This window comes from Synechococcus sp. A15-127 (assembly GCF_014280215.1).
GTDB lineage: Bacteria > Cyanobacteriota > Cyanobacteriia > PCC-6307 > Cyanobiaceae > Parasynechococcus.
The window spans coordinates 248332-261902 of record NZ_CP047948.1; the positions used below are offsets into that span (position 1 = coordinate 248332).

At 60.5% G+C, this 13571-nt stretch carries 12 protein-coding genes; 6 read left to right on the plus strand and 6 right to left on the minus strand.

Going from position 1 to position 13571, the window contains the following annotated elements; all coding sequences use genetic code 11:
* The first annotated feature begins 4 nt into the window (after positions 1 to 4).
* A complete protein-coding gene (locus tag SynA15127_RS01245) occupies positions 5 to 1012 on the plus strand; it encodes a Gfo/Idh/MocA family protein (protein ID WP_186484703.1) in 1008 nt (335 codons plus the stop codon).
* 7 nt (positions 1013 to 1019) lie between these two features.
* Here SynA15127_RS01245 and SynA15127_RS01250 read toward each other — a convergent pair whose 3' ends face one another.
* The gene (locus SynA15127_RS01250; RefSeq protein ID WP_186485517.1) at positions 1020 to 4211 is read right to left on the minus strand and encodes a glycoside hydrolase family 15 protein; all 3192 of its coding nucleotides are present in this window, start codon (positions 4209 to 4211) and stop codon (positions 1020 to 1022) included.
* A gap of 48 nt (positions 4212 to 4259) precedes the next feature.
* Between SynA15127_RS01250 and SynA15127_RS01255 the strand changes: the two genes are divergently transcribed.
* Positions 4260 to 5000 (plus strand): WecB/TagA/CpsF family glycosyltransferase, encoded by a 741-nt coding sequence (locus SynA15127_RS01255; RefSeq protein ID WP_186485516.1) that lies wholly within the window; start codon positions 4260 to 4262, stop codon positions 4998 to 5000.
* 9 nt (positions 5001 to 5009) lie between these two features.
* Here SynA15127_RS01255 and SynA15127_RS01260 read toward each other — a convergent pair whose 3' ends face one another.
* Both SynA15127_RS01260 and tgt read right to left on the minus strand, forming a co-directional pair.
* The gene (locus SynA15127_RS01260; protein WP_043694518.1) at positions 5010 to 5153 is read right to left on the minus strand and encodes a photosystem II reaction center protein K; all 144 of its coding nucleotides are present in this window, start codon (positions 5151 to 5153) and stop codon (positions 5010 to 5012) included.
* A gap of 31 nt (positions 5154 to 5184) precedes the next feature.
* Positions 5185 to 6303, minus strand: a complete 1119-nt coding sequence (gene tgt / locus SynA15127_RS01265) for a tRNA guanosine(34) transglycosylase Tgt (protein WP_186484704.1) — start codon at positions 6301 to 6303, stop codon at positions 5185 to 5187.
* A 50-nt stretch (positions 6304 to 6353) separates the two neighbouring features.
* On the opposite strand from tgt, the gene SynA15127_RS01270 reads away from it, so the two are divergent.
* Positions 6354 to 7109, plus strand: a complete 756-nt coding sequence (locus SynA15127_RS01270) for an adenosylcobinamide-GDP ribazoletransferase (protein WP_186484705.1) — start codon at positions 6354 to 6356, stop codon at positions 7107 to 7109.
* Here the strand turns inward: SynA15127_RS01270 and SynA15127_RS01275 are convergent.
* The gene (locus SynA15127_RS01275) at positions 7063 to 8202 is read right to left on the minus strand and encodes a sensor histidine kinase KdpD (RefSeq protein ID WP_186484706.1); all 1140 of its coding nucleotides are present in this window, start codon (positions 8200 to 8202) and stop codon (positions 7063 to 7065) included. The genes SynA15127_RS01270 and SynA15127_RS01275 overlap by 47 nt on opposite strands.
* Before the next feature lie 389 nt (positions 8203 to 8591).
* Here SynA15127_RS01275 and SynA15127_RS01280 point away from each other — a divergent pair, with 389 nt between their 5' ends.
* Positions 8592 to 8960 (plus strand): DUF3155 domain-containing protein, encoded by a 369-nt coding sequence (locus SynA15127_RS01280; protein ID WP_043694532.1) that lies wholly within the window; start codon positions 8592 to 8594, stop codon positions 8958 to 8960.
* Between the two features lie 4 nt (positions 8961 to 8964).
* On the opposite strand, the gene SynA15127_RS01285 is transcribed toward SynA15127_RS01280, so the two are convergent.
* The gene (locus SynA15127_RS01285; RefSeq protein WP_186484707.1) at positions 8965 to 9525 is read right to left on the minus strand and encodes an alpha/beta hydrolase; all 561 of its coding nucleotides are present in this window, start codon (positions 9523 to 9525) and stop codon (positions 8965 to 8967) included.
* A gap of 56 nt (positions 9526 to 9581) precedes the next feature.
* Here SynA15127_RS01285 and purH point away from each other — a divergent pair, with 56 nt between their 5' ends.
* The gene (gene purH / locus SynA15127_RS01290) at positions 9582 to 11144 is read left to right on the plus strand and encodes a bifunctional phosphoribosylaminoimidazolecarboxamide formyltransferase/IMP cyclohydrolase (RefSeq protein WP_186484708.1); all 1563 of its coding nucleotides are present in this window, start codon (positions 9582 to 9584) and stop codon (positions 11142 to 11144) included.
* Positions 11145 to 11198: 54 nt separating this feature from the next.
* On the plus strand, positions 11199 to 11657 hold the full coding sequence (locus tag SynA15127_RS01295) for a DUF4079 domain-containing protein (RefSeq protein WP_186484709.1): 459 nt from the start codon (positions 11199 to 11201) through the stop codon (positions 11655 to 11657).
* A gap of 1237 nt (positions 11658 to 12894) precedes the next feature.
* Here the strand turns inward: SynA15127_RS01295 and fldA are convergent.
* Positions 12895 to 13413, minus strand: a complete 519-nt coding sequence (gene fldA, locus SynA15127_RS01300; RefSeq protein ID WP_186484710.1) for a flavodoxin FldA — start codon at positions 13411 to 13413, stop codon at positions 12895 to 12897.
* Positions 13414 to 13571: the final 158 nt, after the last annotated feature.

Here is a 13571-nt window from a genome sequence, read left to right on the forward strand (position 1 = left end):
GCTGATGTCTCCCGACCCCATGGTTCCGGTGAAGGTCGGGGTGATAGGTATTGGCAACATGGGTTGGCACCATGCCCGGGTGCTGAGCCTGCTCAAGGATGCGGATCTGGTGGGTGTGGCCGATCCGGATGCGGCGCGGGGACAGCTGGCAACCGAGCAGTTCGGTTGTCGTTGGTTCGCGGATTACCGGACCATGCTTTCGGAGGTGGAGGCTGTCTGTATCGCGGTTCCGACCCTTCTGCATCATTCCGTCGGCATGGCCTGCCTTGATGCCGGCCTTCACGCTCTCATCGAGAAGCCGATCGCGGCCAGCCAGGATGAAGCTTCAGCTCTGATCGAGGCGGCCACGCGTGCCGGCCGGTTGCTCCAGGTTGGCCATATCGAGCGGTTCAACCCCGCGTTCCGGGAACTCACGAAGGTGGTGGCGAATGAGGAGGTGGTGGTCCTGGAAGGGCGCCGCCACAGTCCTCATGCCGATCGAGCCAATGACGTCTCGGTCGTTCTGGACCTGATGATTCACGACATCGATCTCGTGCTGGAGCTGGCCCAGGCTCCGGTGGTGCGTCTCGCTGCGGCCGGAGGTCGCAGTTCCGAAGGCCCGATCGATTACGTCAACGCCACCCTCGGTTTCGACAACGGCGTCGTGGCCAGTCTCACCGCCAGCAAGATGAGTCACCGCAAGATCCGCAGCCTCAGTGCGCATTGCCGCTCGAGCCTCGTGGAGACGGATTTTCTCAACCACACCCTTCACATCCATCGCCGCGCCCATGAGTGGTATTCCGCGGACCATGGCGAGCTCCTGTACCGAAATGACGGCTTCATCGAGGAGGTGAGCACCACGTCGATCGAGCCGCTCTACGCCGAACTGGAACACTTCCTGCAGTGCGTCCGGGGCAGGGAGACCCCGGCCGTGGATGGTCAGCAGGCGTCCAGGGCACTGCGACTGGCGGACCTGATCGAGCAGGCGGTCGAGCATCCCGATATGGGCGTGCCGCTGACTGATCCGATCTGATCTCCGATCACACCAGCCCTTCCTGTTCCGCCAGTTCCCGCAGGGCTGCGATCTGCCAGCGGCGACACACATCCGGGGAGGAGCCGTAGAACTGACCCCAGGCCATGGCTTTGTGCTGTGCGTAGGAGCTGGGGTCCTGCTCAGGGTGGCCTTGCTGCCAACCCACACGCACGGCATGGCCGATCACCACATCCAGGGCGAGATCGTCTTCGAATCGCACCTCCGGGTTGGCCTCCACGAAGGCCATCAGGGAGAGCAGGCATTCGGTGCAGAGCTGCCGGTACTCCGGAGCCGTGATCCGGCTCAGCAGGTGCTCGACCTGGGTGGCGAAGTTGCGTTCCCCAGCTGTCTTTTCCAGGATCAGACGGCTGTTGAGTCTGTTGCGGCGTTCCAGCTTGTCCCCGATCACGAGGCCGCGGCAGTGCTGCAGCAGGGACCAGATGCCGGCGTAGAAATCGCGGGGAACCCTTTGCAGCGTCCCGAGTCGGATGCGGTGCTGCAACCAGTCCCCACTGCTGGGAGGCTCCGCCAGCGGATCAGGCACCTTCCACTGCACGCGGCCGCTCACATGCAGCTGTTCGCCCCGCTTCAGTGCCGCGCGGGCGTGATCCACGTCCGTCAACACGGCACGCAGACGACAGCGGACCGCGTGCGGTGCCTCGTTGCAGAGTGTTTCGAAGGCTTCGTCTTGACTGAGCTGCTGCTCGGCGGCCAGTTCCGAGGTGAGCAGCAGCAGCAGTTGTCCGAGCTGGAGCGTCAGGCTGCCCTTGAGAAGATCGGGCTCGCGTCGGGCCACGCTGTCGAGGGCGAGCAGCAGTTCCTGTTCCAGCATCCGTTCGCGACCGTCGCGGCCGCTGGTGCGATCGATCAGAGCCGCGATCGCACTGCTGTCCTGCGGTGCGCTCAATCGGGAGTCGGCGGTGTAGTTGCGACCGACGACCACCTGCTTCTGACGGACCAGCAGATCGGTGAGGGCATCCTCCAGCTGGGGATGCACCATTCCCATGGCGCCGGCGCAGCGACGCACGACACTCCAGTCTCCGCAATGAAGCCCCCGGTGATAGACCTCGTCCAACAGCGCATTGATATCCACGGGCACCCCCTGCTTGGTCCCCTGGATCCCACCGCCGCCCTGTCGCTGCTGCAGCAGTTCGAGCACTTCGGCCTGCTCGTGCAGAGAAGCGCTGTTCCAGAGCCGAATCTGCAGTTCTTCGATCGAGGTCTCATCCAGTTCCTGCTCCTCGGCGGCCGTCAGGTCCCTGAGATCGGTGGCGTCGCGCAGCAGCGGTGGTGACTGGTCGCGGACGCGCCGCTGCCTGGTCGGTGCATCTGAGGGTTCTGGAAGCGCTTGCCACTGTCCGTGAGGCGCCAGCTCGCTCAGCCGGTCGAACCGGACCGGGATTCCGGCGATCTCACCCGACTGCAGGGTATGACCGAGTTTCAGGAAGGCCTCCGGGTGGCGTTGCAGCGCTTCCGCTCCGACCGGGATCAGAAGCAGCGGCAGACCCTCCCCACGCCAGTGGCGCTGGAGCAGATGCAGTTCATCCACAACGGTGTCCGCCAGTTGCAACGGGTCATCGGCCAGATAGCTGTTGCTGTCCTCCAGCACCGCAGCCGTATGGGCCATGGCGATGCCCCGCCGGCGGTAAAACCGGGCGGTTTCCTCGGTTTCAATGCGCTGTCCCGGCTGACCACTGAGCCCGAGCTTGGCGTTGCTTCCCAGCACACAGAGATCGTCACTGAGCTCGGCGGAGGCCCGCACCGTCACGTCGCCGCCGCCGTCCACCGACAGACCTGCTGCCATCAGCGCCTCCAGCACAGATGGTGTCTCGGCAGCCATGGCGACCAGCACCGCTTCGGCTCCAAGGGTGGTGGGTGAACGCCGTTCGCAGGGGTCCAGTTCCTCCGGCGTGATCAGTCGTGCGAGCAGCATGTCTCCCACCCAGACCAGGCTCTGGGTCCAGATCAGCGGCAGGTTGGCGTTCGCCTGGCGGGGCTGACTGCCGGGGACCTGTCGTTCCTGGTCCACCTTGTCGTCGGGTACCCGGTACAACTCCGGGAACAGCTGCTCCCCGTCCTGCTCCACCGCCAAGGGGGTGAGTCGGGCTCGCCAGCGGCGGGCGTCGTCCCACCGTTCTTCACAGCAGGCCGTCACCAGTTCGAAGGCCAGGAACAGCGGCCATTCCGATTCGATCCCCTCGAAGGCCGACAACTCCTCCGGCTCGTAATGCAGTCGTGAAACGTCCTCCACCGGTGTCTGGTGACCGTCGCGAAGGAACCGCTTGTAGCCGTAAGCACCGCCGAGTTCCCGTCGGATCCGTCGCACCGTTCGCTCGATCAGAGAGCGGTCTTCCACCGCCCATGCGGGGTAGCCCACCACTGAGAGGCAGGCACTGTCGGCTTCCTTGCTGGCCGATTCCCGGGGGAGAAGGCTCTCAAGCGCCCGTCTCAGCCGCACGATGGCTCCCTGAGGAATCAGCAGTTGACGGCTGCCGTCACCGTGGTGGCCGAAGAGGTCCAACCCCTCGAGCCCCTCCAGGGCGGCTTTCGCCATTCCGATGGAACTGGCGTTGCGTTCCGGCAGACCATGGTTTCCCTTGTCACCCCGTTCCCAGATGCCGTAGTCGCGGGTCCTGTAGGCCCTCGCCACGTAATAGATCAGGTTCTGAATGAAGTCCGCTTCATCCATGCTCTGGATGACGGGGAGACCGCCGCGGGTGAGCTGGGCCAGCTGCAGCAGATAGAGCGAGGTGGCATCCAGTTGCAGATGACCCCAGGCGTGATCGGCCACCACGGGCTCACCGCTGCGGCTGTCGTATTTGGCATGGAGGGCGTCGCCGGGGTCGAGGCTGCTCTTGAACCGCTCCACTTTTCCGGCCTGCCGCATCATCGATCGCAGCAGACCCCGCATCAGGGCCAGCACCCGCTGTTCCAGCTCCCAGGCCCGACTGCAGCGCGCGCCATGACGTCGTCGGTGGGCGAGGGCAAGTCCCCACACGCACTGGATGGAATAGACGCAGTCCCGCACCCAGGCATCGCCGTAATCGCCGTGGACGGTGTGGGCGGTGCTGGCAGGCAGTAGTCCGCTGATCGGATCCTGTCGCTGCAGCACCACCCTTTCGATCGATCGATCCAGTTGCTCCAGGATCCGGTCGCTCTGGCTTGGGTCGCTGATGGTCTCCGTTGCCGACACAACCATGAGCCGCTCCACCACCATCCTTAAATTCTCCAACGCCGCCCTTCGGTGATCGATCCCGTGAGCACCAACCCCGACGACCGTCGCCGCTGCAGCGTTCTCGGAGTTCCCGTCGATGCCTGTCGCGATGTGCGTGCGGCTGCGGTCGGACTTCATGCCGCCGGTGGCGGCCGCATTGTGACGCTCAATGCCGAGATGACCATGGCGGCCCGTGCCAACCCGGAGCTTGGCCAGGCCATCGCCACGGCGAATCTTGTGATTCCGGACGGTGCCGGAGTGGTCTGGGCCCTGTCGCTGCAGGGGGTGAACGTGGTGAAGAGCGCCGGGATCGAGCTGTCCTGGAGCTTGCTTCGCTATGCAGCGGCTCATCAATGGCGGGTGGCCCTTGTGGGATCAGCGCCTGCTGTGATGGATGTCCTGCGGCGGGACCTGCCGCAGCGCCTTCCTGGCCTGAATCTGGCCTTGGCGGTGGACGGCTACCAGCCTGCCGAGGCCTGGCCGGGTCTTGAGGCTGAACTGCGGGACCTGAAGCCGGATCTTGTGCTGATCGCCCTTGGCGTGCCTCGCCAGGAAACCTGGTCCCAGCGGGTCTGCCAGGGCGCTAGTGGTGTCTGGATGGGTGTTGGGGGAAGCTTTGACGTCTGGGCAGGCGTCAAACGTCGTGCTCCCGCCTGGATGTGCAGATGGCAGATCGAGTGGCTCTACCGGCTGCTTCAGGAACCGAGCCGCTGGCGTCGCATGCTTTCACTGCCGGCCTTCGTCTGGGATGTGCTGCGGAAGGGTCGGGCCTGAACCGGGTGTTCAGCGGAAGCCGACGGAGGCTTGCCAGACGAAGGCAAGCAGCAGGAAGAAGACCGGAATCAGAGGCAGGATGTCGATCAGTGGAGAGAAGGCCTGGTAGGCCTCGGGCAGCTGTGCCAGCAGGTCGAGGGTGTAAGCGGCCATCCCTGGTGTCGATTCGGGCGAGGGCTGGACGCTACCACGTGTGGTGAGCTGGGGAGTCCGGCTCCCAGGGAGCGAAATCCTCTGAAAAACATTCGTCCTGAATGGCTGTCGCCATGGCGTTGGTGAAGCGGATCAGCTGGGTGATGTTGTGGATGCTTAACAGGGTCAGACCGAGCAATTCGTCACTGCGGATCAGATGGTGCAGGTAGGCCCGCGTGTGGCCTGTGCAGGCGATGCAGCGGCAGCTTGGATCGAGGGGAGTGTGGTCATGGCGGAAGCGCGCGTTGCGAAGATTCCAGCGTTCGCCTCCCACCAGGGCCGTGCCATGACGGCCCAGCCGGGTGGGCAGCACGCAGTCGAACAGGTCGATGCCGTGCGCCACAGCCAAGGCCATCTCGCGCAGGGTTCCGATTCCCATCAGGTAGCGCGGGCGGTCCACGGGGAGTAGAGGGGTGACATCCCTCACAATCCGGTGCATCTCCTCCACCGGTTCTCCGACACTCACCCCACCGACAGCGATGCCCGGCAGTTCGAAGGCCGAGACCGCGCGGGCGCTCTCCCGTCGCAGATGGGGGAAACAACCGCCCTGGACGATGCCGAAGAGGGCCTGATCCTCACGGGTGTGGGCATTGACGCAGCGTTCCAGCCAGCTGTGGGTGCGCCGGCAGGCATCCACCACATCATTTTCTGTGGCCGGATAAGGAGGGCACTGATCGAAGGCCATGGCCACATCGGCACCGAGCGCCATCTGGATCGATGTGGCGCGTTCGGGTGTCATGTCGATGATCCGTCCATCGCGCGGGTTCCGGAACACCACTCCACGGTCATCGATGCGGTTCAGATCGCCGAGACTGAAGACCTGGAAGCCGCCTGAATCGGTCAGCATCGGACCGCTCCAGCCCATGAAGCGGTGGAGACCACCCGCCTCGGCAATGATGTCCTCCCCCGGCTGGAGATGCAGGTGGTACGTGTTGGAGAGAACCATCTGGGCGCCGGTCTCCTGCAGCTGCCCGGTGCTGACGCCCTTCACCGTCGCCAGGGTCCCCACCGGCATGAACCGAGGGGTCTGAACCACCCCGTGAGGCGTTGTGAAGCGGCCGCAGCGGGCAGCTGTCCGCGGGCAATGCGCTGTGATCTGGAAGCCGAACAAGTCCGTGGCACCCCTGCGCTGAACCTACGGTGAGAGCTGACCCACCCGGCATGGCCATCGCGCGGACCCCGCCCTGTTGGCTTGCGGATCTCTCCGGAGCCTGGATTTTCTACACCGTGCTGCCGGCCTGGCCATGGCCGCCGCCACGGTTCAGACGCATCGCTCGCTTCGCTCCCTGGATCGGCCTTCTGCTCGGCAGCTTGCAGGCAGCTCTTTGGTGGGTGCTGACAGAGCTGGGCTGGTCGCCGATCGCGCTGGCTCCGCTGGTGCTTGCCGTTGGGATCTGGCTCAGCGGGGGGCTGCATCACGATGGGTTGATGGACACCGCCGATGGTCTGGCCGCAGGGGCGGAGCGTCGTCTGATCGCGATGGAGGACAGTCGTGTCGGTGCCAGCGGTGTTCTGGCGCTGGTGATGCTGCTCTTCCTTGAGGTGGCTGCGCTGATCCAATTGGGAGCCTCTGCTCCCATCGCGCTGCTGTTGACGGGGTTCTGGGCGCGGGTGGCGCCGCTCTGGGCGATGGCGCGGTTCGACTATCTGCGGTCGGAGGGTTCCGCTGCCTTCCATCGGCAGCATGGCCGCCCGTGGCTGGATGCGGTCCCGGCACTGCTGGCGCTGCCCCTTCTGGCATGGCTCTCAGATCCTGTTTCGGCCCTGGTGGGTCTGCCTGTCGCCGTCCTCTGTGCTGATCGACTCGGACGACGGCTCGGCGGTCACACGGGTGACTCTTACGGGGCCTCGCTGGTGCTGACCGAGGGCTTCACGCTTTTGGTTCTCTCACTGATACCGGCGGCAACGTCAGCCTGAACAGGTTGCCAAGCGCCGGTAGATCAGAACTTGGAGAGACCACAGGCTGGTCGCCGGGCCTCACGCACAGCTGCAGGCTTCCGCCGTTCCGCTCTGCCAGATGCCGGGCCAGGGACAGGCCCAGACCTGTTCCTGGCCGTTCCTGTCCGGCCTCTCCGCGCACGCCCCGCTCGAAGATTCGGCTGCGCTCATGTTCCGCGATGGGTGGTCCGGCATCCCACACCGCGAGACCGTCCTCCATCAGGGCCAGACCGATGGCACAGCCCGGGGGGCTGTAGCGGAATCCGTTCTCCAGCAGGTTGGCAACGATCTCACTCACCGCAGCCCCGCCCGTGGTCTGTTCGGACCACGCGGGCCATTGCTCAGGCCCAGACCAGGGCCGTCCCTGAAGATTGGCCATGGCTTTCGCCCGTTCGATCAGCGGAATTAGCCGTTCCTTGAGGGTGATGTCGGATTCGGCTGGGCCGGGCGGCAGCAGGAGTGGCGCGGAAGGATCACCGTTGGCAGGAAGTGTCGGTCCTCCCAGACCGGCAAGGGCATCGATGTAACGACCGAGTTGGTTCTGTTCCGTCAACACCCCCTCCACAAGGGAACGGTGCTGACTGTCCGCTTCAAGCCTGCGGAGCAGCAGCTGGGCATAGGTGCGCAGCGCCGCCAGGGGATTCCGCAGCTGATGGATCAGTGTGCGGAGCTGATCCTTCTGCTGCGTCAGCTGGTCACGCAGCTGAAGACATTCCAGTTCTCTGGAGAGGCCGTGGCTGATCGCTCCGGCACAGAGGCGAAGCCGGGCATCCAGATCCGCGGTCCAATCCTCTCTGGGATCCAGATCAGCCCGCAGTGCTCCGAGGATCAGATCGCCGTCCTGTAGGGGGTACCAGCGACGCCCGCGGGCAGGCAGGCGCAGTTCAGGATCGTTGTCGGCGGGCGGCAGCTGCCGGTCATCGATGGACCACTGGCGGATCAGGACGAGGGAGGGGCTTTGATCCGCCGCGGGCTGACTCAGATACAGCCCGAGACGGCGCAGCCCCGAACCACCTGAGACCCCCTCAAGCTGCTGATCGGCAAAACCAAAAAAGCGATCCGTCAGCTGCATGGGTACAGATGGGCGGATGACGACAGAACCGCAGGCGGTTGGCTAAGGGGACTTGAAAAATCTGGGAAAAGTCTTAAGATACTTATATTGGCCGAGACACCGCTCAGCATGAGCGTGTGTCCATCAACACTCGCAAGGGTTGCTTTTCTACCGCAACCAAAGCTACAGCAGAGACTGAAGCGTTCTTTGCTGGGTGCCGGCTCCGGCATTGCTGGAGTGTTGGTGTTCTTCCGATGGTGACGGCAAGTCCTTCACCGTTGCATGACGCGGCTCATGACGTTCCTGCGTCGAGATCCATCACGCGCAGTGCCCGGACAGGCTCAGGCGTCTCCGGTTCATAACCGTCTTGTCCACACATTCCCCAGTAACCCTCACCCCGGATCCCGTTCATGTCCAAGAAGCGCAAGCGCATCAGTCGTCGTCGTCTCGCCGGACAGCGGGTTTTGGCGCATGTGGCCACCCATCACCTGGAAACCGGTGAGTACAAGCCTGTGACCGCGGCACGCCGCTACATCGCCGAGGCCGGTCTTGTTCCACCCGCACTCTTGAATGTGCGCCGGAACGAGCACACCACCGACCGTTTCTTCTGGGGCGAAAAGGGCCTGTTCAGCGCCCAGTACGCCGAAGAGAACCACTTCCTGTTTCCTTCGTTGCGCTCCATCGTTGATTCCGTCGGCGAAGACACCCTGTTTGAAGGTCTCGATATGGCAGCGGACGACTGGGAGGAGATGGAGGAATACGAGTACGCCTTCGTCTGAGTTCTCAGAGCACGCTGCCGAGAAAGTTCTGCATCGGCAGCAGCGCGGCATGGGGAATCGTGTGACCGTCCTGGAACGTGACTCGCTGACGTCGATCCCCCTGCAGCCGCTCCCAGATCGACTCCATGGCTGTCACGGGAACCACCGGATCCCCTGACCCGTGGAGCAGGAGAACGGGAGGGTGGTTTTGAGGTGGTTGCCAATCGGGATGAGGGTAGCCACTGCATGAGATCACCCCTGCCAACGGCAGAGAGCAGCCGCTGTCCAGGCTCATGGCACCACCCTGGGAAAATCCCATCAGGACGGTCTTGTCCAGGGGATGATCGCTGTCGGCGAGATCGAGGAGACGCCGGCGGAGGAGATCCACCGCCTCAGGCACGCTGTCCCACCGCGGGGGGAAGAGGTCGTACCACTGACGACCTGATGCTTCGGGACGGGCTTCCGGTGCCGAGAGGCAGATCACATCCAACAGCGATGGATGTTCGTCTGCGAGAGCCTCACCAATCGGACGCAGATCATCGGCATCGGCTCCCCAGCCATGCAGCAGCACGATGCGGTGATGCATGGAGACGCCGGATCACTGCTGCGTAGGTTGGCTCATGACTGCGCAGCCTGGCCCTGATGGCTCCTTTCGCTCTGCTGAGTGTCTCCGACAAGACCGGTCTGGTGCCTCTTGCTGAAGCTCTGCACCGCCGGCATGGCTACGAGCTGCTGTCCAGCGGTGGAACGGCCAAGGTGATTGAGCAGGCAGGACTGCCTGTTACGCGGGTTTCCGAGCACACCGGAGCACCAGAGATTCTCGGTGGGAGGGTGAAGACCCTGCATCCGCGTGTTCACGGAGGCATCCTGGCCAGGCGGGATGATCCCGCCCATCAGGCCGATCTCCAGCAGCAGAACATTCCTGCCATTGATCTGGTGGTGGTGAATCTCTATCCCTTCCGGGAAACGATCGCCAAGCCGGACGTCACCTGGGCGATGGCGATCGAGAACATCGACATCGGCGGTCCGGCCATGGTTCGTGCTGCTGCCAAGAATCATGCCGATGTGGCGGTTCTCACCAGCCCTGATCAGTACGACCGGGTGCTGGCTGCCATGGATGAAAGCCGACACGGTGTGCCGCAGGACCTGCGCCGACAGCTGGCCTTAGAGGCCTTTCAGCACACAGCCGCCTACGACACCGCCATCAGCCGCTGGATGTCAGGGCAGGTGTCCCTTGAAGAGAGCCCCTGGCTCGAGGCTGTTCCTTTGAGGCAGACCCTTCGTTACGGCGAAAATCCGCATCAGATGGCTTGCTGGTACAGCCATGCGAAGCAGGGCTGGGGTGGTGCCATCCAGTTGCAGGGCAAGGAACTGAGCACCAACAACCTTCTGGACCTGGAGGCGGCCCTGGCCACGGTTCGAGAGTTCGGTTACGGCTCTGATGGCAAGCATCCGGCCCAGCAGCCCGCTGCCGTGGTGGTGAAGCACACCAATCCCTGTGGGGTGGGGGTGGCCGCCGCGGTGCCGCTGGCACTCACAAGGGCCCTCGATGGTGATCGCATCAGCGCGTTCGGGGGGATCGTCGCGATCAACGGGTTGGTGGAGGCTGCGGCAGCGCGCGAGCTCACCAGCCTGTTTCTGGAATGTGTCGTGGCCCCTGGCTTCAGTCCTGACGCACGGGAAATCCTGGCGTCGAAACCGAATCTTCGATTGCTGGAGCTGTCTGCCGCGGCCGTGGATGCTGCTGGCCCTGATCATGTCCGCAGCATTCTCGGCGGTCTGCTGGTTCAGGATCTGGACGATCGTCCCTGTGAGCCGGACACCTGGACCGTGGCCACGCAGCGACCGCCCTCCAACCAGGAGAAACGGGATCTGGAGTTCGCATGGCGCCTCGTGCGCCATGTGCGCTCCAATGCCATCGTCGTGGCCAGGGACGGCCAGAGCCTTGGGATCGGAGCCGGTCAGATGAACCGGGTGGGTTCCGCCCGACTCGCGCTGGAGGCCGCGGGGGACAAGGCCGCCGGCTCAGTACTGGCCAGCGATGGATTCTTCCCGTTTGACGACACCGTCCGTCTTGCTGCGGAGCATGGCATCGCGGCCGTGATTCATCCCGGCGGCAGTCTCAGGGATGCGGAGTCCATTCAGGCTTGTGATGAGCTCGGGATGACGATGCTGCTAACAGGACGCCGCCATTTTCTGCACTGACACAGGTCAGGGACCGTCGACCCCTAGCCTCGGACGGTCGCTCCAAAACGCTCGATGCTGGCCACGCTTCCCTTCAGCCTGAACTTTGTGCATCCGCTCATGGAATGGTCCCTGCTTGCAGCAGGCGGCTGGGCTTTGTACTTGGGGATCAAGGCCAAAAAGACGCGCACTGGTTCGCCAGAGCAGCGTAAAAATCTCGTGCCGAAAAAGTTTGCCCAGCGCCATTACCTTTGGGGCAGCATCCTGCTGGCCGTGATGACTCTCGGCACCCTGGGTGGTATAGCCGTGACGTATCTGAATAACGGCAAGTTGTTTGTCGGGCCGCATTTGCTGGTTGGTCTGGCCATGACCGGAATGATTGCTGTTGCTGCGTCTCTTTCACCGTTGATGCAACGTGGCAATTTGATCGCCCGCAAGGCCCATGTGGGTTTGAACATGGGCATGATGACGCTGTTTCTCTGGCAAGCCGTCAGCGGCATGGAGATCGTTAACAAGATCTGGACCAACCGCTGAAGCCCATTTAGAAGGCTGCCCGCTGACGTGGTGGGCAGCTCACTCATGGGGGGCATTCAAATCCTCTTGTTGGAATGAGGATGGATCTCACTCGATGCACCGGATTTGAATTGAGGATCAAGGCCAAGAAAACGCGCACCTGTAGTCCAGGACAACGCAAAGATCTTTTGCCGAACAAGTTTCCCCATCCTGACAGCTTCTGGGGCTGAATTCTTCCTGACGTGACGCCCCTCGGAACGCTGGGTGGTATGGCTGTGATGGGTCTGAAGAATCGAATGTTGTTCATTGGTCTGAACCTTCTGCTTCGCTTCGCCCCACATGCCACCCGATAAGTTGTAAGTGAGAATTAGCTTGCATTAAAAAATGTTTGCTTTGTTTGCGGTTGATTGGAGGTTTACTTGCTTTGGCATTTGGGTCTGAATCCGTCTTGAAAAGCTTTTAAATTATTTAGCGCTTTCTTTCAGTCAAATTGTAAGGCGCGATTCGCTTTGATATTGTATCTAACTGGCTTCCTTGACAACAGCTTTTGGGTGAAGAGAGCGTTCAGTTTTAGGTCAATCTGGATGATGCCTTGATCTAGATAAGCATGGATCAAACAATGCGGATTTGGCGCGGCCATTAGCAATGATGTGATGATATGGATTGAATTTTTTCCTAGCCAAGTTCGTTCTTGGTTAACAATGTAATGCAAGCTAGATTATAATTTATTTGAATATAATCACTAAGCAATGGGCCCCTTGGTTGAAGCCAGTCGTTTGCCATATACATGCCTTTCATGCATTTTAATCATACTGATCTCTTGGCCTTGAAATTAATAATCCACCCTGCTTGAGCCTTGAGCTAAAATTGAATTCGTTTTGTATAGTAAATTTTAATCTTATAGTCTGGAAAATAGTTTGAGGATATATTCTGGCCCAGCTAACATGCTCACTCTTGTATGCAAACATCTTGGATCCATGAGAATGCCGTTAAGAATTTTATATTTCTAGATATTTTAAAACAACGTACTTTTTATCTCTTCTTTTAGCTGCTCAAGAGATAAAAGCTTGACCGATTGAATTGCTGGCTATTATTGTGGTGAAGGCCCCAGCTGTTACTCAGTTGGCGACAGAGTGACAGTTGATTTTATCTAACAAAAAACAAGAGAAAGTGCAATTAATGTGGTTTTCACATAGCAGAATTGGAATGTAATTTGCTTGGGCTGAATGTGTGAAATTGCTCAAAGTTTTTGTCCAAGTTATGTTGAGCTTGCCTCTTCAAGGATGATTCTTGCCCAGGCTTGCAGGCGATCATCAGTTTTTTCTGATTCGTTATCTTCGTCGATGGGAAGTCCGCAGAACATTTCGCCGATCACACTTTTAGATTTGTCAAAAATATATTGTTCAATAGATACATGGCCAATCATTCGACCTCCTGCAGATTCGAATGATCTGTACAGCTCTTCCATCGCATCACAGAAATATTTACTGAAAGCAGCTGAATCACCCAATCCCACAATAGCAATGGGTTTATCTTTAAGTTCTAGGTGAGGGATATTGTCTATATGATCATCCCATGTGGTGCCAGATCTTTTAACGTCAGAGGCAGTATTCCAGGTTGGAGTGCAACAAATTAATGCCTCTGCCTTTTCTATTTCTTTCGTGAAATCAATTCTATCAAGATTTTTCAATTCCGAACCTGGTAGCAGTCTGTTTAGCCTTTCCGCTATATCTTCTGTATGGCCAGTTGCTGATGCGTAAATGATTGTGAAACGCATGAAAAATGCTCAATATACGTGATTATGAATGATTTCGGTCCGAGGCAAGGTGTTTATTTGACTCGGTTATGTTATGCAATCTACGAATGAATCTGCTTTTTGGTCGACGTTTTGTTGATGAACCCCATGGGCCTTCAATGGTATGAGATTATTAAATT